Consider the following 19,181-nt stretch of genomic DNA (forward strand, 5'->3'; position numbering starts at 1 on the left):
CGCAGCGCTGTCCGTCAGAAGAAGCCCTTGGCCGGAAGCGGTGTGCCGTTGATCAGGTATTGTCCGATCGCCCGTTCCTTGTAGCTGACCGGATTATGCGACGACAATGTGCGCGCGTTGCGCCAGTGCCGATCGAAATTGGTGGCCTTCTTGGTCGACGAGGCGCCGCCGACATCGAAGATGTGTCCGCCATTGCGAATGGCTGCGTCGTCAGCGACGATCTTGGCCTGGGCCGACAGCAGCGCAGCCCGGTGAGCCAGTTCCTCGGCGTCGCCGCGCCCGGCATCGAACGCCTCCGTGGCCGCGTCGAGCGCTTCGGCTGCGACAAGGACGACCGTCTCGGCGGCATGCGCCGCGCTTGCGATCTTGCCGATCGTTTCCTGCAGCAACGGGTCCTCGGTCGGCCTCTCGTGCGGCGCATAATAGAACGTGCGCTTGCGCGACCGCACCAGCGCAATCGCGTCGCGCAACGCGGCGCGGCTGATGCCGGCGACGGCCGCGGTCAGGAACAGCTGCGCGAACGTGTTTGAGTACGGCACGCCGTAGCCGATGTCCGGCGCGTCGAACACGATCTCCTGCCGCTTGACCCTGACATTGCGGAAATGGGTGGTGCCGGTCGCGGTCAGCCGCTGCCCCATGCCGTCCCAATCGTCGATCAGCTCGATGCCGTCCCGGTTCACCGGGATGATCGATGCACCGGGACGCCCGCTCGGATCGGCCGCGCGCACCAGCACGAGGTCGGAGTACAAGGTGCCGGTGCTGTAATATTTGGTGCCGTTCAGCAGATAATCGTCGCCATCGGGCGTGAAGGTCGTGTTCGGCGTGATGTTGCCGACCTGGGGGCTGTCGAGCTCGGTGGTGGCAAGCCCGATGATGGCGCCGCCGGCCACCGCCGTCTGCCATTCCCCCGCCTGGTTGTCGCGCGGATTGCGAACCAGCCGCTCCACGACGCTGAAATGGTTGCGCAGGATATGCGCGACATTGGCATCGGCCTCGGCGAGCCGGATGATGATCTGGAACAGCTCGCGAATCGAGCTGCCGGCGCCGCCGGCAGCCACCGGCAGGCGCAGCGCGCCGAGACGGGCCTGCTTGATCAGGGCGATCTGCCGATGTGGCAGGGTGCGTTCGCGCTCGCGCTCCGACTCGCCTTCCGCGATCTCTGCAAGCAGGGCGTCGAGGGTGCTCGTGGAGAGCGGGACGGTCGGTTCGGTGGCGAGAGCCTTGGTGGATAGCGGCTTGTTCATGACGGAGCCTGGCAATGACAAGAGGGGGGCGACCGGTCAGCGTTGTGGCGCCGGCTCGTCGATCTGGGCGAGGTGATCTGTGACCTTGACCGGCTCGGGCAGCACCTTGCGCTCGACCAGCCAGTCGGCGGCCTTCTGCAGGTCAGTCACGAATTGCTTGTCGTTGACGGAGTAATAGCGGTACTTGCGATCGAGTGCGATGAACTGATCGCGCACCTGATCGCTGTACTTGCCAGCCTTCTGCGCGATGTACTCCGCGTCCTTGCTGTTGTCCGAAATCCATTTGCCCTCGGCCCGGAAGGCGTCGTTGACGGCGCGCACCAGGGCCGGATTCTCGGTCGCGAATTTGCGGGTCGTCAGGTAGGATGTGTAGTCGATCTGGAATTCGAGATCGCGGCCTTCCAGGAAGATGTCGTGGGCCTTGTAGTCGAGGCGGGCGATGTCGACGCCCGGGCTCCACATCGACCAGGCATCGACCTTGCCCGAGGCCAGAGCCGGCGCCGCGTCCGGCGGATTGAGGTAGACGAACTTGACCTTGGAGCGATCGACCTTGTGCTTTTCGAGCGCGGCGACCAGCAGGAATTCGCCGAGGCCCGAACGGTTGACCGCCACCGACTTGCCGACGAGGTCCTCGACCTTGGTGATGCCGGAATCGTCGCGGGCGATGATCGCAGTGGTGCGGGGCTCGTAGACGACGAACTGCGTGAACACCAGCGGGGAGCCGGCAATGATCGCGGCCAGCGCCGGCGTGGTCGAGCCGCCGAAGCTGAAATCGGCACTGCCGCCGGTCACCGCCTGAAGCGTCGGCGCATGGTTCGGGAACGGCCCGAGCCATTCGACCTTGATGCCGTCCTTGGCGAGCAGCTTCTCGAACTCGCCGCGCTCCCTGGCGATCAGGTTGAGCCCCGACAGACCCCAGGTCAGGCGCACGGTGTCCGTGACGCGGCCGGGGGCGGACCAGGCCTCATCGGTCAGGGTGAAGCCGGCGAGCGCTCCGATTCCGAACGCGGCAGTGCCGAGGAACCGACGGCGCGAGGGCTGTTCAAAGTCATCCGAAGACATGATTGATCCTTCCGAAAATCAAGCGGGAGTGTGTGCGCTGAGCACACCGAGTTCGGCGAGCAGGTCGTCGCGGGCGACCTTGCTGTTGCCGTGCGAGCGGTGCTCGTAGGCGATCCGGCCGTCGCGCATCACCAGGATGCGGTCGGCCAGCGCGATCGCCTCGTCGACATCGTGCGTCACCAGCAGCACCCCGGGGCGGTGATTGGCGACGAGCTCGCGCACCAGCGCGTGCATGCGGATGCGGGTCAGCGCATCGAGCGCGGCAAACGGTTCGTCGAGCAGCAGCAGCTCCGGCTGTTGCACCAGGGCGCGGGCGAGCGCGACGCGCTGCGCCTGGCCGCCGGAGAGATTGCGCGGCCAGTCGTCGAGGCGGTCGCCCAGTCCCACTTCGGCCAGCGCCGCGCCGGCACGGGCGCGCGCATCCGGTGTCTCGAGGCCGAGTGCGACATTGCGCCAGAGGCTGTCCCACGGCAGCAGACGATGCTCCTGGAACACGACGGCAGGACGTCGCGGCGCAATGATTCGCCCGGCCTGAATCGGATCGAGGCCTGCAAGGGCGCGCAACAGCGTGGTCTTCCCGCAGCCGCTTTCGCCGAGCAGGGCAACGAACTCACCGCGCTCGATGCGAAGATCGAGGCCTTCGATGACGGTGCGGTCGCCATAGGCGCGGCGCAGCCCATTGACGATGACGGCCGGCGCGGCTGCGCCTTGCAGCGTCGGCGCGAACTGGATGGTCATCGTGCCGCCCCGTAGTTCGGATGCCACGACAGCAGCCGCCGCTCGAGCCATCGCGCGATCAGGTCGGCCGCGACGCCGATCAGCGCATAGATCACGATCGTGAGGACGATTACATCCGTGCGCAGGAATTCGCGGGCGTCCATCGCGAGGAAGCCGAGGCCCGACTGCGCGCCGATGGTCTCGGCGACGACCAGGGCGAGCCAGGCCGTCGCCAGCGCATAGCGGACGCCGGTGAGGACCGAGGGCAGGGCGCCCGGCAGAATGATGCGCCGGATCAGCTGCAGGGTCGACAAGCCCTGGACATGGCCGAGCTCGATCAGCTTCGGATCGACCTGACGGATGCCGAGTGTCGTGTTGATATAGATCGGGAAGGTCACGCCGAGCGCGACGAGGAACACCTTCTCGGCTTCGCCGACGCCGAGCCAGACGATCACGAGCGGCAAAAGGGCTAGGAACGGGATCGCGCGGATCATCTGGATGCTGCGATCGATCAGAGCTTCCGCGATCCGAGAGAAGCCGACGAGAATGCCGAGCGCAAAACCGATGGCGCCGCCGATCGCAAAACCGGCGGCGGCGCGCAGCAGGCTGACGCCGAGATCGCTGAGCAACGTTCCCTGCGAGGCGAGCTTGAAGGCAGCGCGCAGAACCTTGCTGGGGGCCGGCAGCACCTGAGGCGACAGATAGCCGCCCTGAGCGAGCGCCTCCCAGATCAGAACCAGGAGTGCCGGTGCGAGCCAGGACAGCGCCTGCAGGGCGACTGGGCTGATCGAGCGGCGTGCGTCGGCGTCGGGCCGGACGCTGTCGGCGCTTGTCCGCGGCAGTTCGATCGTTCCTGCAGCCTGTTCGAAACTGGTCAAGTGTGTGTAGTCCTCACCATGTCATGCGCGCCGATCGAACTCGGTTTGCACGGCCGCTGATCCGTTCTGCGCGCGAGGCCACGTTGCTCTGCCTTGTCGCGTGCTGCCAAACTCTCCCACGAAACAATGCAGACCGAAATAGAGCCGTTTTCCAATTGTTGTCGTGGTTGGAGGTTTTCGATTTCCGCCGTGAACAAAAAGCGGCAAGAACTTCTTTTCCGATTTTGTTAGTACCTGAGCTGGAGATGGCGCTTCGTCGAGACGGCGATCCGAACTCTGCAGATTGTGAGGCTCGAAAATGACTCATCCGCTTCGGTTCGGCATCTGGGCGCTGGTCCATGGCCCGCGCGCGGCGCATCAGGATCCCGAGGAGCCGTATGATGCCTCCTGGGAGCGCAATCGCGATCTCGTGTTGAGGGCGGAAGAGTTGGGCTATGAGTCGACGCTGGTGGCCCAGCACACCATCAATCCGCATCAGGAGGATCTTGATCAGCTCGAGGCCTGGAGCGCGGCGGCCGCCCTGGCCGCCCTGACCAGCCGGATCGAGATCATCACGGCGATCAAGCCTTATCTCTATCATCCGGTCGTGCTCGCCAAGATGGCGCTCGGCATCGAGAACATCAGCCGCGGGCGCTTTGCCATCAACCTCGTCAATGCCTGGAACCGGCCGGAGTTGGAGCGGGCGGGGATCGGCTTTGCCGAGCATGACGAGCGCTACGCGTACGGGCGCGAATGGATATCGGTCGTGTCGCGGCTGCTGCAGGGCGAGCGCCTCACGCACAAGGGCAGATATTTCGACGTGCAGGACTATGTGCTGCGACCGAAGGATCTCTATCGGGAGAGACCGCGCATCTACGTCGGCGGTGAGTCGGGGCCGGCGCGCGCGCTGGTCGCCGATCATGGCGATGTCTGGTTCGTCAATGGTCAGCCTCTCGCTGATGTCGCAAGCCTGATCCACGACGTCGCGTCGCGGCCGAGGGACGGCGCGCCGCCGCTTCGCTTCGGCCTCTCGGCGTTCGTGATCGCGCGCCCGACCGCAGCGGAGGCGGAAGCCGCCCATGAGCGGCTGTTGCGCCTCGCCGAAAGGGATGCGCCGATGAAGGCGATCCAGAAGGAGAACACCGACCCGAAGGTCGTGATGATGCAGACCATGCAGAAGAGTGCGCGGGTCGGCAGCAACGGCGGCACGGCGGCCGGGCTCGTCGGCAGCTACGAGGAGGTCGCGGGCCGCATCGTCGACTTCCATGCCGCCGGCATCGAGCTGTTCACGCTGCAGTTCCAGCCGTTCGAGGCCGAGATGAAGAGATTTGCGGAGGAGGTCATTCCGCGCGTGCGACAAAGGCAGCGAGACCATGGTCTCTCGGTGGCCGATTCCGATCGTCGTGTGGGATGATCTCGGCTGCGGAGCGCGCAGACGAACTGATTGCTTTGCGAAGATCGTCGCGTGGGGAGATATTCGCTCGCTGTCGTGCCACATTCGAAAATCCATTTCATTGACGATGTGCACAGGTGAACGCATCATCCGTTCATGATTGGGGCGCTGACGACAGCGCGCGTTCAACGACACATCGATGCATTCCGCGGGGGAGTGCGGGCGCGACGTGCCTGCGCATCGGCGGAGCGTTGTCGGCAGGAGAGGGTGATGGACAACTCGGAGAAGACAAACGCGCTGAGCCGGCGTCGACTGCTGCAGGCAGGTGCCGGGGCCGCTTTGGTGGCGCCGTTCGGCGGCCTTGCCGCGCAGGCCCTGTCGTTGCGAGCCGCGCCTGACATCGACATGTCGCAGTTTCCGATCTGCAGGACCACGGCCGAGGGACCGGTGCTGACGGGCGCGCCGCGCCAACTCAAGCTGTCGTGGAATGCCGGCGCCGTCTGCCTGACGCCGGTTCCGGTGGCGATCGACCAGGGCTTCTTCAAGAAGTACAATCTCGATGTCGAGCTGATCAACTACAGCGGCTCCACCGATCAGCTGCTCGAAGCGATCGCGACCGGCAAGAGCGATGCCGGCCTCGGCATGGCGCTGCGCTGGCTCAAGCCGTTGGAGCAGGGCTTCGACGTCAAGATCGCAGCCGGCACCCATGGCGGCTGCATGCGGGTGCTGGCACGCACCGATTCCGGCATCACCAAGTTGGCCGACCTGAAGGGCAAGGCGGTCGCCGTCGGCGATCTCGGCGGTCCCGACAAAAACTTCTTCTCGATCCAGCTGGCGAGGCTGGGCGTGGATCCGGTGAAGGACGTCGATTGGCGTGTCTATCCCGGGGCTGTTGTCAACGTCGCCGCCGACAAGGGCGAGGCGCAGGCGTTCCTCGCCTCCGATCCGCTTGCCTATCTCTGGCTCAAGGATCCCGCCTACAAGGAGGTCGCCTCCAATCTCGACGGCGACTACCAGAACCGCGTCTGCTGCATCCTCGGCCTGCGTGGCAGCCTGGTGCGTGAGGAGCCGCAGGTCGGCCGTGCGATCACCCAGGCGCTGCTCGATGCCGCGATGTTCACGGCGCAGAACCCGGTCGAGGCGGCGAAGTCGTTCCAGCCCTATGCGCCGAAGCAGGCGACGTTGGCCGATCTCGAAGGCATGGTGCGCTATCACACCCATCATCATCATCCGCACGGTCCCGCGCTCAAGCAGGAGCTCAAGGCCTATGCCGACGACCTGAAGGTCGTCTCCGTGTTCAAGCCCTCCACCGACACCAATAAATTTGCCGAGCGCATCTATGTCGACATTTTCTCTGTCTGACGTCGTCGCAGGCGAGGTCGAACGCGGCGCCGGTCTCGCCGGCAAGCTGCGCGATCTTGCGCCCGGCGTTGCCGCGGCGCTGGCGTGGGCAGCGTTCGGTGCATCCTGCCTGGTGCGCGAGGATGTCGGCGACTGGTCGCGCACCACGGATCTCGCTGTCGCGGCATTCGTCATCGGGGCTCTCATCCTCATTGCCAGCATCGCTGCGTCACGCCTTGGCCGCGCAGGTGGCGCGTTGCGCCAGCGCAGTCCCTGGCTGATCGCGCTCGGCGTGGTCCTGTCGCTGTGGGAGCTCGCCACCGCGAAATTCGCCTGGTTGCCGCTGCCGTTCTTTCCGCCGCCGCAGGCGATCATCGAGGTCTATACGGACGACCTGCCCAAGTTGCTCGATAGCGCGTGGGCCTCGGTCAAGCTGCAGCTCGGCGGCTACGTCATCGGTGCGGGCATCGGCTTCGTCACCGGTGTCTCGATCGGCTGGTCGACGCGGATCGGCTATTGGGTGCATCCGGTGCTGCGCTTCATCGGACCGCTGCCGGCCACCGCGTGGCTGCCGGTCGCCTTCTTCAGCTTTCCGACCAGCTGGAGCGCGTCGACCTTCCTGATCGCGCTGGCCACAGGCTTCCCAGTGACCGTGCTGACCTGGTCCGGCGTCGCCAGCGTTCCGAGTGCCTATTACGACGTGGCGCGGACGCTCGGCGCCAAGCCGTCGTTCCTGGTGCTGAAGGTCGCAATCCCCGCGGCACTGCCTCATGTGTTCGTCGGCCTGTTCATGGGGCTCGGCGCCTCCTTTGCGGTGCTGGTCGTCGCCGAGATGATCGGCGTCAAGGCCGGTCTCGGCTGGTACCTGCAGTGGGCGCAGGGCTGGGCCGCATACGCCAACATGTATGCTGCGCTGCTGGTCATGTCGCTGCTGTGCTCCGGCGCGATCACGCTGCTGTTCAAGACCCGTGACCGCGTGCTGGTCTGGCAGAAGGGGGTCGTCAAATGGTAGCCGTAGCCGAGGCCGCAAGGGCGCCATTCCCGGGTGCTGCGATCGACATCGCCCATGTCGATCATGCCTTCGACATCGACGGCGCCGAACTGAAGGTGCTCGATGACGTCAGCCTGATCGTCGAGCCCGGCGAGTTCGTCGCGCTGCTCGGACCGTCGGGATGCGGCAAGTCGACGCTGCTGCGTCTGATCGCCGGTCTCGACAGGCCGCGCAGCGGTGTGCTCCGCGAGGACGACATCAGCATCAAGGGACCGCATCCCTCGCGTGTCGTCGTGTTCCAGGATCCGACGCTGTTTCCCTGGCGCAACGTGTGGGACAACGTCGCGCTCGGACTGGAAGCGCAGGGCATCCTGAAGAAGCAGCGTCATCGCGTCGACGCGGCGCTCGACCTGGTCGGACTGTCCGACTTCCGCAATGCCTATCCGCATCAACTCTCCGGCGGCATGGCGCAGCGGGTGGCACTGGCGCGGGCGCTGGTCAACGATCCCAAGGTGCTGGTGCTCGACGAGCCGCTCGGCAAGCTCGACTCGCTGACGCGCATGGCGATGCAGGCGGAACTCGTGGCGCTGTGGCAGCGCAAGGGATTCACCACCCTGCTCGTCACCCACGATGTCGAGGAGGCACTGGTGCTCGCCAATCGCGTCGTCGTTCTCAGCGACCGCCCGGCGCGGATCAAGGCGGACATCGTGGTGAACAGGCCTCATCCGCGGCATCGTGGCGATCCATATCTCGGCGATCTGCGGCGACAAATCCTCGGTCTCCTCGGATTGGAAGCGACATGGTAGCCGCCATCGAAAGCATCGCGCCGCGCCAGGCCGGCGCGCAGAATGAAGCGGAATTGCTCACGCGGGCGCGTCGGTTGGTTCCGCTGTTTGCCGAACGTGCACCTGCACATGACCGCGACGGCAGCTTTCCGTTTCAGAACTTCAAGGATCTGTTCGACGCGGGCCTGTTGTCGCTGACGGTGCCGACGGCGCTCGGCGGACACGGGGCGGGTGCGCGCCTCACGGCGCGCGTGCTCGGGATCATCGCCGAGGCCGATCCCTCGACGGCGCTGGTGCTCGCGATGCACTACATCCAGCATTTCGTGATGGCCCGTCACCAGGACTATCCGCCGCGGCTGGCCCGCAAGCTGGCGCGGGACTCGGTCGAGCAGGGTGCGCTGATCAATACGTTCCGCGTCGAGCCGGCGCTCGGCTCGCCGTCGCGCGGCGGCCTGCCGGAGACGACGGCGCGGCGCACCGAAACCGGATGGCGGCTGAGCGGCCGCAAGATCTATTCGACCGGCGCGCCGATCCTGAGCTGGTACGCGGTGTGGGCGAAGACCGACGAGGCCGAGCCGCGGCTCGGCCTGTTCCTGGTGCAGGCAGGGCTTCCCGGCATCAGCATCGTCGAGACCTGGGACCATCTCGGCCTGCGCGCCAGCGGCAGCCATGACGTGGTGTTCGATGACGTCGTGATCCCGCTCGATCATGAGATCGAACTGCGCAAGCCGGACGGCTGGCGCGTGCAGAACCCCACCCAGGCGCTGGTCCATGCCGCCTTCGTCGGCGCGATCTATGGCGGTGTCGCCCGCGCCGCGCGCAACTGGATCGTCGACTTCCTCAAGACGCGGACGCCGTCGAGCCTCGGCGCACCGCTCGCGACCCTGCCGCGCGCGCAGGAGGTGCTCGGCGCGATCGAGGCGCGGCTGCAGGTCAATGCGCGGCTGATCGACAGCGTCGCGCGCGATTTCGACGAGGGCAACGTCGTCAGCCCGGTCGAGGGCAGCATCATCAAGCTCACCGTGACCAACAACGCGGTCGCCGCGGTCGAGGACGCGCTGTCGCTGTCGAGCAATCACGGGCTCAGCCGCGCCAACCCGTTGGAGCGTCATTATCGCGACGTGCTCTGCGGCCGCGTGCACACCCCGCAGGACGATGCCACGCGGATCGCCGCCGGCCGTCTCGCCCTTGGACTTTGAGAACAGCAGGAGACAGGACACATGTCCGAGATTGAATTCATCGGATTCATTTCCAATAACAACTCGTCCGAGACGATCGTCCGTCAAGGGCCGGTGCTCGATCCCGTCCACATCGAGACGGTGGCCAAGGCGCATGAGAACGCTGGTTTCGACCGCGCGCTGCTGGCGTTCCACTCGACCTCGCCCGACAGCCTGCAGGTCGCCCAGCATGTGCTCGGCGTGACCGAGAAGCTCAATGTGCTGATCGCGCAGCGCCCGGGCTTCACGTCGCCGACCCTTTTGGCACGCCAGTTCGCGGTTCTCGACCAGTTCTCGAAGGGCCGCGTCGCGCTGCACGTGATCACGGGCGGCAACGCCACCGAGCTGCGCCAGGACGGCAACACGCTGGACGACAAAGAAGAGCGCTACGCCAGGACAGCTGAGTTCCTCGACATCGTGCGCGCCGAATGGAGCAGCGAGAAGCCGTTCAGCTATGCCGGCAAGTACTACCAGGTCGAGAACGCGTTCGCGCAGGTGAAGCCGTATCGCAAAGAGGGCATCCGGATCTATTTCGGCGGCGCGTCGGATGCTGCGATTGACGTCGCCGGCAGGCACGCCGACACCTACGCGCTGTGGGGCGAGTCCTACGCGCAGGTGCGCGAGCAGGTCGCCCGCGTCAGCGCGGCGGCCGCCAAGCATGGCCGGCCGGCGCCGCGCTTCTCGCTCTCGGTGCGACCGATCCTCGCCGAAACCGAGGACAAGGCCTGGGCCGAGGCGCAGCAGATCCTGGAGCGCGCCACCGCGCTGCAGGATCAGACCGGCTATCGCAAGCCGGCCGACGGTCATGCGACCGACGGCGCCAAGCGCCTGCTCGCCATCGCCGAGCAGGGCAAGCGCGTCGACAAGCGGCTGTGGACCGAGATCGCCAGGCTCACCGGCGCCAACAGCAACACCACCGCGCTGGTCGGCACGCCGGAGCAGGTCGCCGAAGTGTTCGGCGATTATTATGATCTCGGCATCAGCCATTTCCTGATCCGTGGCTTCGATCCGCTGATCGATGCCATCGAGTATGGCCGCGAGCTGATTCCGGCGACGCGCGAGCTGATCGCGCGGCGGCAGGGCGCCAAGGGAGTGGCCGCAGAATGAAGCGCGTTCTCCTTGCCGCGGGCCTGTTGCTCGCGTTCACAGCGTCCGCCCTCGCGCAGGTCACCCTGCGCGTCGGCGATCAGAAGGGCAATTCGCGCGCCGTCATGGAAGCCGCCGGTGTGCTCAAGGACGTGCCCTACACCATCGAATGGAAGGAGTTCGTTGCGGCGGCGCCCTTGCTGGAAGCGCTCAGCGCCGGCGCGATCGAGACCGGGCTCGTCGGCGATGCGCCGTTCACCTTTGCCGCCGCCTCGGGCGTGCCGGTCAAGGCGATCGCCGCGATCCGACAGACCCAGGAAGGGCTCGCGATGCTGGTGCCGGAAAGCTCCGCCATCAAGAGCTTCGACGAGCTGAAGGGCAAGAAGATTGCAACCGGCCGCGGCTCGATCGGTCACCAGTTGGTGCTGGCGGCGCTGGAGTCGCGCGGCTGGACCGTGAACGATATCCAGCTGGTGTTCCTGCCGCCGTCGGACGCCAAGGTCGCCTACAGCCAAGGCTCGGTCGACGCGTGGTCGACCTGGGAGCCGTATGTGAGCCAGGAGGAGGTGCTGTTCAAGTCGCGGCGCATCATCACCGGCGAGGGATTGACGCCCGGCCTGAGCTTCCAAGTCGCAACGCCCACGGCGATCAAGGACAAGCGTGCGGCGCTGGAGGACTTCGTGCAGCGGCTGACGGCGGCGCGCGCCTGGTCGCTGGGCAATGTCGAGAGCTATGCCGAGACCTGGGGCCGGCTCATGAACATCCCGCCGGCGGTGCCGCTGAACTGGCTCAGCCGGGCGAAGGTGCGCATCGTGCCGGTCGACGACGCCGTGGTGGCCGATGAGCAAAAGACCATCGATCTCTACGCGCGGACCGGCCTGATCAGGGAGCATCTCGACGCGGCTGATATCCTCGACCGCTCGTTCTCCGCGGCGATCGCAAAGGGCGCGGGGCTGTAGGGCCGCGCTGAACGCAGCAGCAACCGGCTTCCGTGCAATGTTCACGCGTGTCCGTCGATCGGTCATCTGAACACCGGCTGTCGAACACGGGCCGTCGGTCTCGCGACGCATCAGCGTCCGAGGTGTGCCGGTCGTTGTCGCCCTCTTGAAGAAGAGGGCGCGGGGAATGCCGGGCGCTGGCCGCACCCATGGCCCGCCTGCGACAAGAAAGCAGGCGGCAGTCACCACAGGTTCAGCCGAGGCATCCCGGCATTCCCCGCGCGATGGTTTTTACGCTTATCTCGCGCTCTCCCCGGTGTCCGGGCTTGATAGCCACCGTCGCCCTCGGGGATCATCATCCCCTCGGACTTAGCGCCAGCGTCGGGGCGCCAGGACCACGCGTCTTCACGTCCGCAAGGTGCTGTTCGTCGGCGAGCCCTGAAGCCCGCTGCAGCATCCTTGCAGCCACCGCATCCCGCACCCGACGTCCGTGACGATCGCGATACGTCCCCTCTCGCGAGGCGGGATGGCGACACTCAACCATGATTTCCGATAAAACGAAAGAAGAATATTTTTCGCCGGGGGACTGGACAGGCCAAATCAGGTTGACGGCGCAGCAGAAATTGCGTTTTTGGCGCAGGCCTCTTGTCTTGGCTTTGGCAGTCCCGTGCGGCCCATCCTGCCAGGAGATCGCGCGCCTCGCGCCGATGATTCCGTCGGCGCGCCGAGGCTCGCGATCGTTGCGATGGTGGCAGCGACCATGTGGTGTACTGTGGCCGCCCGGTCGATGACTCCTGGTCAAGATGCCTCGTGGTCAAAGGCCCGTCCGTGGAAGCCACCCGCTTGCAGAGTTGTTCATGACGGCGATAGCAGACCTGTTTCGTGGCCCGGTCGCGATTGAGACCTCGGCGCTGTGGCTGGCTGAGCACGAGCTGTATCCCGAGGAGCGCGCCCATATCCAGAACGCGGTACCCAAGCGGCGCGCGGAGTTCGCGACGGCGCGGATCCTGTCGCGCCGCGCGCTTGCCGCCGTAGGGGCGCCCTCGGTCGCGCTGGTGCCGACGGCCGATCGCGCGCCGGTCTGGCCGTCGGGCTATACGGGAAGCATTTCTCATTGCGCCGATTATTGCGCCGTCGTCGTGGCGCGAAGCCGCGATGTCCGATCGCTCGGTCTGGACGTGGAGGATCTGCGTGAGCTCGAGCCGACGATGCTGGATCTCGTGCTCACGCCCACAGAGCGGCGGTGGCTTTGCGCCCAGCCCGCGACGCTCCGGCCGCTGCTGCCGATCGTGATCTTCAGCGCCAAGGAAGCGTACTACAAATGTCAGTATCCGATCACGCGCGGCTTCCTCGAATTCCGGGATGTCGAGCTTGCGATCGAATGGGCCTCGGGCACGTTCGAGGCGCGCGTGCTCAAGGAAGGCTGGCCGGCCGCCGTCGCCCGCCTGTCCGGACGTTTTCTAGTCGATGACGATCGGGTCGGCTGCGGCGTCGAGCTTGCCCAGGACTGACCGCACGAACGCACCCCAGGGTTGGGGTGGGCCGTCCCGCCGGCGCGCCGCCGGCAAATCGTGCCACGGCTCTTTCCCGAAAATCTCCGTCTCACGAGCCGGTTACCGCATGCGCTAAACATGATGCACCGCAAACGCTAGGAAATGGCGCTTGACATGTTTAGTCATCGGCAATCTACTAAACAAAATACTTAACTCGGACCGACGATCCGGGGATCATGGGGAAACGCTTGCGGCTCCCGCTGTCGTTGTGACGGCGCGTTGGCCGCGGGCCACAAATCGCCGTCACCCGCGCAAAGGCAGGGGCGGCGCCAACAGGGAGGGAGTGCCAGATGAAGTTGCTGCAGACATTTGCACTGACGGCTGTGGTCGCCGCCGCCACGGCGCTGGGCGCATCCGCGCCGGCGCGCGCCGAAGGAAAGACGATCACCTTGTGCTGGGCCGCGTGGGATCCTGCCAACGCGCTGGTCGAGCTGTCCAAGGACTTCACCGCCAAGACCGGCGTCAACATGAAGTTCGAGTTCGTGCCATGGCCGAACTTCGCCGACCGCATGCTCAACGAGCTCAACTCCAAGGGCAAGCTGTGCGACCTGATGATCGGCGACTCCCAATGGATCGGCGGCGCCGCCGAGAACGGCCAATACGTCAAGCTCAACGAGTTCTTCGACAAGGAAGGCATCAAGATCTCCGACTTCATGCCGGCCACCGTGGCGGGCTATGCCGAGTGGCCGAAGGGCTCGCCGAACTACTGGGCGCTGCCGGCGATGGGCGACGCCAATGGCTGGACCTACCGCAAGGACTGGTTCTCACGGCCGGAGATCAGGGAAGAGTTCAAGAAGAAGTTCGGCCGCGAGCTCGACGTGCCGAAGACCCAAGCCGAACTGAAGGACATTGCCGAGTTCTTCCAGAAGCGCGTGATCGACGGCAAGACCGTCTATGGCGCGGCGATCTTCACCGAGCGCGGCTCGGAAGGCATCACCATGGGCGTCACCAACGCGCTCTATCCGTTCGGCTTCAAGTATCAGAACCCGAAGAAGCCCTATGACATGCAGGGCTACGTCAATTCCGACGACGCCGTGAAGGGCCTCGAATTCTACAAGGCGCTGTACCAGTGCTGCACGCCGCCGGGCTATTCCAACGGCTACATGCAGGAAGGGCTCGATGCCTTCAAGTCCGGCCAGGTCGCGCTGCAGATGAACTGGTTCGCCTTCTTCCCGGGTCTCTACAAGGATCCCAATGTCGGCGGCGAAAAAATCGGCTTCTTCGTCAACCCGGCGCAGAAGGAAAAGGGTTCGCAGCTCGGTGGGCAGGGCATCTCCGTGGTCGCCTATTCGCCGAACCGCGCCGAGGCGCTGGCCTACATCAAATGGTTCGCCTCGCTCGACACCCAGAAGAAGTGGTGGGCGCTCGGCGGCTACAGCTGCCACAAGGGCGTGCTCAACGATCCCAACTTCAAGAACACCGCGCCGTTCGCCGCCGACTTCCTGGTCGCGATGGACCAGGTGGTCGATTTCTGGGCCGAGCCGTCCTACGCGCAGCTGCTGCTGGCTATGCAGAAGCGCGTTCATGACTATGTCGTCGCCGACCAGGGCACGGCCAAGGGTGCGCTCGACGGGCTGATCGCCGATTGGACCAAGGTGTTCAAGGAGGACGGCAAGCTCTGATCTGCCATTGCCCCTCGCGCAAGGCACGTGCTGTGCGCACGATCCTTCCGGCAGGCTCAGGAGCCTGCCGGTGGACGAGACCTGACCCAGACGCAAGCCAGAAGCAGCCCCAGTGAAGCAGTCCCTCGCATGACCGACCAAACCGGATTGAGCGGCCTTGTCGACCGTGCCGCACTGGTGACGCCGCCCGTCGTCGCGCGGCGCATGCGCGGGCTGTCCGAGCGCGCCATCGCCTGGCTGTTCATCACCCCGACCATGCTGCTGCTGCTCGCGATCAACATCTTCCCGCTGATCTGGACCATCCGGCTGTCCTTCACCAACTACCGCGCCAACCGGCCGAATGCGACAATGCTCGATGTCGGGCTCGCCAACTACCAGTCGATCCTGACCGACCCGGATGTGTGGGCGGCGATGACGGTGACCGCGCGCTTCGTGTTCTGGTCCATCCTGATCCAGACCGTGCTCGGCTTTACCCTGGCCTGGCTGATCGACAAGAAATTCCGCAGCCATGGTCTGTGGACCACCCTGATCCTGCTGCCGATGATGCTGTCGCCGGCGGTGGTCGGAAATTTCTGGACCTTCCTCTATCAGCCGCAGATCGGGCTGTTCAACTACGTCATTGCCGCCGTGACCGGTGCGCCGGCGTCCTCGTTCCAGATGCTGGCGCAGGTGCAGCTCGCGCCCTGGGCCATCGTCATCGTCGACACCTGGATGTGGACGCCCTATGTGATGCTGATCTGCCTTGCAGGTTTGCGCTCGATTCCCGACTACATCTACGAGGCGGCCGAGGTCGATCGTGCCTCGCCGTGGCGGCAGTTCTGGTCGATCACCCTGCCGATGGCGCTGCCCTTTATCATGCTTGCGGTGCTGTTCCGCGGCATCGAGAACTTCAAGATGTTCGACATGGTCAACCTCCTGACCGGCGGCGGACCGGGCTCGACCACCGAGGTGGCCTCGATCACCTTGAAGCGCGAGGCCTTCGAGAAATGGCGGACGGGCTATTCCTCAGCCTTCGCCATCATCCTGTTCGTCACCGTGTTCGGTCTCGCCAATATCTACGTCAAGGCGCTCAACCGGGTGAAAAGCCGATGACCGGTCTCGCAACCGCCCATTCCGTGGTCGATCCGTCGCCGCTTACGAAGCGCATCGCTGCGACCGTCGTGATCGGCTATGCGTTGATCACCCTGGTGCCGCTGCTCTGGATCTTCATGACGGGATTCAAGTCGCCGTCGGATGCGATCGCCTATCCGCCCAAGCTCGTCGCCGAGCCGACCCCGGAGGGCTATTGCAACCTGTTCACGACGCGGACGCGGCAGACGCCGGAGTACATGGCCAAGCTGCCGCCGGCCGCCAGCCTGTGCGACCGCGTCTCGCGCGGCCGCAACATGGTGGTCGCGGGCCCGTCGAACTACATCCCGCGCTACATCAACTCGCTGGTGATTGCGTTCGGTTCGACCGCGCTGTCGGTCGTGCTCGGCACGCTCGCGGCCTACGCGTTCTCGCGCTTCAAGGTGCCGTTGAAGGACGATCTCATGTTCTTCATCCTGTCGACGCGGATGATGCCGCCGATCGCGGTCGCTATCCCGATCTACCTGATGTATCGCGAGCTCGGCCTGTCCGACACCCGGCTCGGCATGATCCTGCTCTACACGTCCGTCAACATCTCGCTCGCGGTCTGGCTGCTCAAGGGCTTCATGGACGAGATCCCGCGCGAATACGAGGACGCGGCGATGGTCGACGGCTATACGCGGCTGCAGGCCTTCTTCAAGGTGGTGCTGCCGCAGGCCACCACCGGCATCGTCGCCACCGCGATCTTCTGCCTGATCTTCGCCTGGAACGAATATGCCTTCGCGGTGCTTCTGACGTCGGGCACGGCGCAGACCGCGCCGCCCTTCATTCCGATCATCATCGGCGAGGGCGGCCAGGACTGGCCGGCGGTCGCGGCGGGCACCACGCTGTTCCTGATCCCGATCGTCGTGTTCACCGTGCTGCTGCGGAAGCATCTGTTGCGCGGCATCACCTTCGGAGCGGTGCGCAAATGAGCGGATCTCCTCAAAACATCCCTGCCGACGTCGCCACCACGCGCTGGCCGCGGGCGCTGCGGCGTGGCCCGATGGAGACGCTGGCGACGATCCTGATTGCGGCGGGCGTGCTGATGCTGCTGCAGCCGTTTGCGCTGGTGCTCTACACGTATTCGTTCGTCACCACGCTCGCCGGCGTCGTGATGTTCACCATCGTTTCCAAGTTTCCGGACTGACGCCATGGCCGAGATCCGGATCGAAAACCTGTTCAAGCAGTTCGGCGGCTTCGCTGCGGTGCGCGGTACCAGCTTCACCATCGCCGATGGCGAGTTCTTCTGCCTGCTCGGTCCATCCGGCTGCGGCAAGACCACGACCTTGCGCATGATTGCCGGGCTCGAGCTGCCGACGTCGGGCACGATCAGCTTGGGAGGCGAGGATGTCACCTTTCGCCGCGCCCGCGAGCGCGACATCGCCATGGTGTTCCAGCTGTTCGCACTCTATCCGCACATGAACGTCCGCAGGAACATCGCCTTTCCGCTGGTCTCGATGGGCGTGCCGAAACCTGAGATCAAGCGGCGTGTCGAGGAGGCCGCGCGCATCCTGCGTATCGATCATTTGATCGATCGGCCGGTCAGCGGCCTGTCGAGCGGCGATCGCCAGCGCGTGGCGCTCGGCCGCGCCATCGTGCGCGAGCCCAAGGCGTTTCTGATGGATGAGCCGCTCGGCGCGCTCGACGCCGAGTTCCGCCATATCATGTGCGGCGAGCTGCGCGCGCTGCACGATCGCCTCAGGGCCACCACCGTGTTCGTCACCCATGATCAGCTCGAAGCGATGTCGATGGCCGACAAGATCGCGGTGATGAATCGCGGTGTGGTCGAGCAGCTCGGGACCCCGCAGGAGATCTATGACCGTCCCGCCACGATGTTTGTTGCCGACTTCATCGGCTCGCCGGCCATGAACTTCATCCGCTTCGAGGACAGGCTCGCAGCCGGAGCCAACAGTGTCCGCATCGACGGTGCGGAGATCGGCGTGCCCGAGCTGCGCGAGGATGCCGAGACGAGCGAGCTGGTGCTCGGGGTCCGGCCGGAGCAGGTGACGCTGACGGATCAGGGTGGCCTGCGCGGTGAGGTGTTCGGCGCCGAATATCTCGGCACCACCCAGATCATCACCATCACGACGGCGCACGGCATGGTGAAGGCGCGCGCTCCCGCCACTCAGCGCGTACAGCGGGCCGAACCCGTCGGCATCACGTTTCGCGCCGACCGGCTGTCGCTGTTCGACGGCACCACGGGGCGTGCGATCCGTACGGCACTTTACGAGCAGCCGGTGAGGGGACGCCGCCATGGCTGAGACGCGCCTCAACGCCGTCAGCAAATCCTTCGGCACCAAGCCCGCGGTGCAGGATCTCTCGCTGACCATCCGCGACGGCGAGCTCGTGGTGCTGCTCGGGCCGACCGGCGCCGGCAAGACCACGACGTTACGCTTGGTCGCAGGTCTCGAGGTGCCCGACAACGGCACCGTCACGATCGGCGGCGTCGACCAGACCCGCGCGACGCCGGCGGCGCGCGACGTCACCTTCGTGTTCCAGCAATATTCGCTCTATCCGCATCTGTCGGTGTACGACAATCTCGCTTTCCCGCTGCGCTCGCCGGTGCGCAGGACGCCGGAGCCCGAGATCAAGCGCATCGTCGCCGAGATCGCGGCGATGCTGCGGATCGAGGACAAGCTCGGCAACCGCGCCACCCAGCTCTCGGGCGGCCAGATGCAGCGCGTCGCCATCGGCCGCGCGCTGGTGCGCAGGCCCGCGATCGCGCTGCTCGACGAGCCGCTCTCATCACTGGATGCCAAGCTGCGTGCCGAGCTGCGCATCGAGCTCAAGCGCATCCAGCAGGATCTCGGCGCCACCATGCTCTACGTCACCCACGACCAGATCGAGGCGATGACCCTGGCCAACCGCATCGGCGTCATCGACCAGGGCCGGCTGGTGCAGGTCGGCAGTCCGCGCGAGATCTACGAGGATCCGGCCAACACCTATGTCGCGACCCGGCTCGGCAGCCCCGGCATCAATCTGTTGCCGCGCGGGTTGTTTCCGGATCTCGCTGTTCCCGGCGACGTCACGACGATCGGCGCGCGCACCGAGCACATGACGGTCCGCCGCGCGGGCAACGGTGCGGATGCGCGGGTGAAGTGGATCGAGCATCTCGGCGACCAGAATCATCTGCATATCACGTTACGGGACCAGAAGATCGTCAGCCTGGTCGAGCCGGATACGGAATTGAAAGTCGGCGACGCCGTCGCTATCGAGTTCACCCGGCCGCTGCTGTTCGACCGGGTTGGCCAGCGGGTGAGATGAG

General features: G+C 65.6%; 18 protein-coding genes. 14 read left to right on the forward strand and 4 right to left on the reverse strand.

The annotated features are described in order from the left end of the window. Positions 1-14: 14 nt before the first annotated feature. The 4 genes from LQG66_RS01975 to LQG66_RS01990 are packed head-to-tail and all read right to left on the reverse strand — an operon-like array spanning position 15 to position 3,901. Complete coding sequence (locus LQG66_RS01975) at positions 15-1,244, reverse strand: acyl-CoA dehydrogenase family protein (protein ID WP_231322853.1); 1,230 nt, start codon at positions 1,242-1,244, stop codon at positions 15-17. Between the two features lie 36 nt (positions 1,245-1,280). Continuing rightward, entirely contained in the window at positions 1,281-2,306 is a 1,026-nt protein-coding gene (locus LQG66_RS01980) for an NrtA/SsuA/CpmA family ABC transporter substrate-binding protein (RefSeq protein WP_231322855.1), read from the reverse strand. 18 nt (positions 2,307-2,324) lie between these two features. Then, complete coding sequence (locus LQG66_RS01985; protein ID WP_231322857.1) at positions 2,325-3,044, reverse strand: ABC transporter ATP-binding protein; 720 nt, start codon at positions 3,042-3,044, stop codon at positions 2,325-2,327. Beyond that, entirely contained in the window at positions 3,041-3,901 is an 861-nt protein-coding gene (locus LQG66_RS01990) for an ABC transporter permease subunit (RefSeq protein ID WP_231322859.1), read from the reverse strand. Before LQG66_RS01990 ends, LQG66_RS01985 begins: the two co-directional genes overlap by 4 nt. A 298-nt stretch (positions 3,902-4,199) precedes the next feature. On the opposite strand from LQG66_RS01990, the gene LQG66_RS01995 reads away from it, so the two are divergent. From LQG66_RS01995 to LQG66_RS02060, 14 genes are all read left to right on the forward strand, one after another. Then, on the forward strand, positions 4,200-5,294 hold the full coding sequence (locus tag LQG66_RS01995) for an LLM class flavin-dependent oxidoreductase (protein ID WP_231322861.1): 1,095 nt from the start codon (positions 4,200-4,202) through the stop codon (positions 5,292-5,294). Positions 5,295-5,543: 249 nt separating this feature from the next. Further along, the gene (locus tag LQG66_RS02000) at positions 5,544-6,635 is read left to right on the forward strand and encodes an ABC transporter substrate-binding protein (RefSeq protein ID WP_231322863.1); all 1,092 of its coding nucleotides are present in this window, start codon (positions 5,544-5,546) and stop codon (positions 6,633-6,635) included. Beyond that, complete coding sequence (locus LQG66_RS02005; RefSeq protein ID WP_231322865.1) at positions 6,613-7,626, forward strand: ABC transporter permease; 1,014 nt, start codon at positions 6,613-6,615, stop codon at positions 7,624-7,626. Before LQG66_RS02000 ends, LQG66_RS02005 begins: the two co-directional genes overlap by 23 nt. Continuing rightward, positions 7,620-8,411 (forward strand): ABC transporter ATP-binding protein, encoded by a 792-nt coding sequence (locus LQG66_RS02010; RefSeq protein WP_231322867.1) that lies wholly within the window; start codon positions 7,620-7,622, stop codon positions 8,409-8,411. The genes LQG66_RS02005 and LQG66_RS02010 overlap by 7 nt, the downstream gene beginning before the upstream one ends. After that, positions 8,405-9,589 carry an acyl-CoA dehydrogenase family protein gene (locus LQG66_RS02015; protein WP_231322869.1) on the forward strand — a complete coding sequence of 395 codons (1,185 nt, stop codon included), beginning with the start codon at positions 8,405-8,407 and terminating at the stop codon, positions 9,587-9,589. The genes LQG66_RS02010 and LQG66_RS02015 overlap by 7 nt, the downstream gene beginning before the upstream one ends. A 21-nt stretch (positions 9,590-9,610) precedes the next feature. Continuing rightward, positions 9,611-10,714, forward strand: coding sequence for an LLM class flavin-dependent oxidoreductase (locus LQG66_RS02020; protein WP_231322871.1), 1,104 nt, complete (start codon positions 9,611-9,613; stop codon positions 10,712-10,714). Then, the gene (locus LQG66_RS02025; protein WP_231322874.1) at positions 10,711-11,652 is read left to right on the forward strand and encodes an ABC transporter substrate-binding protein; all 942 of its coding nucleotides are present in this window, start codon (positions 10,711-10,713) and stop codon (positions 11,650-11,652) included. Before LQG66_RS02020 ends, LQG66_RS02025 begins: the two co-directional genes overlap by 4 nt. A gap of 836 nt (positions 11,653-12,488) precedes the next feature. Next, on the forward strand, positions 12,489-13,142 hold the full coding sequence (locus tag LQG66_RS02030; protein WP_231322876.1) for a 4'-phosphopantetheinyl transferase family protein: 654 nt from the start codon (positions 12,489-12,491) through the stop codon (positions 13,140-13,142). A gap of 332 nt (positions 13,143-13,474) precedes the next feature. Further along, on the forward strand, positions 13,475-14,806 hold the full coding sequence (locus LQG66_RS02035) for an ABC transporter substrate-binding protein (RefSeq protein WP_231322878.1): 1,332 nt from the start codon (positions 13,475-13,477) through the stop codon (positions 14,804-14,806). Positions 14,807-14,935: 129 nt separating this feature from the next. Continuing rightward, positions 14,936-15,898, forward strand: a complete 963-nt coding sequence (locus tag LQG66_RS02040) for a carbohydrate ABC transporter permease (RefSeq protein ID WP_231322880.1) — start codon at positions 14,936-14,938, stop codon at positions 15,896-15,898. Continuing rightward, positions 15,895-16,848 (forward strand): carbohydrate ABC transporter permease, encoded by a 954-nt coding sequence (locus LQG66_RS02045; RefSeq protein WP_231322882.1) that lies wholly within the window; start codon positions 15,895-15,897, stop codon positions 16,846-16,848. Before LQG66_RS02040 ends, LQG66_RS02045 begins: the two co-directional genes overlap by 4 nt. Next, the gene (locus LQG66_RS02050; protein ID WP_231322884.1) at positions 16,845-17,063 is read left to right on the forward strand and encodes a hypothetical protein; all 219 of its coding nucleotides are present in this window, start codon (positions 16,845-16,847) and stop codon (positions 17,061-17,063) included. The genes LQG66_RS02045 and LQG66_RS02050 overlap by 4 nt, the downstream gene beginning before the upstream one ends. A 4-nt stretch (positions 17,064-17,067) precedes the next feature. After that, positions 17,068-18,177 carry an ABC transporter ATP-binding protein gene (locus LQG66_RS02055; protein ID WP_231322886.1) on the forward strand — a complete coding sequence of 370 codons (1,110 nt, stop codon included), beginning with the start codon at positions 17,068-17,070 and terminating at the stop codon, positions 18,175-18,177. After that, on the forward strand, positions 18,170-19,180 hold the full coding sequence (locus tag LQG66_RS02060; protein WP_231322888.1) for an ABC transporter ATP-binding protein: 1,011 nt from the start codon (positions 18,170-18,172) through the stop codon (positions 19,178-19,180). Before LQG66_RS02055 ends, LQG66_RS02060 begins: the two co-directional genes overlap by 8 nt. Position 19,181: the final 1 nt, after the last annotated feature.

The organism is Bradyrhizobium ontarionense (assembly GCF_021088345.1).
GTDB classification, from domain to species: Bacteria; Pseudomonadota; Alphaproteobacteria; order Rhizobiales; family Xanthobacteraceae; genus Bradyrhizobium; species Bradyrhizobium ontarionense.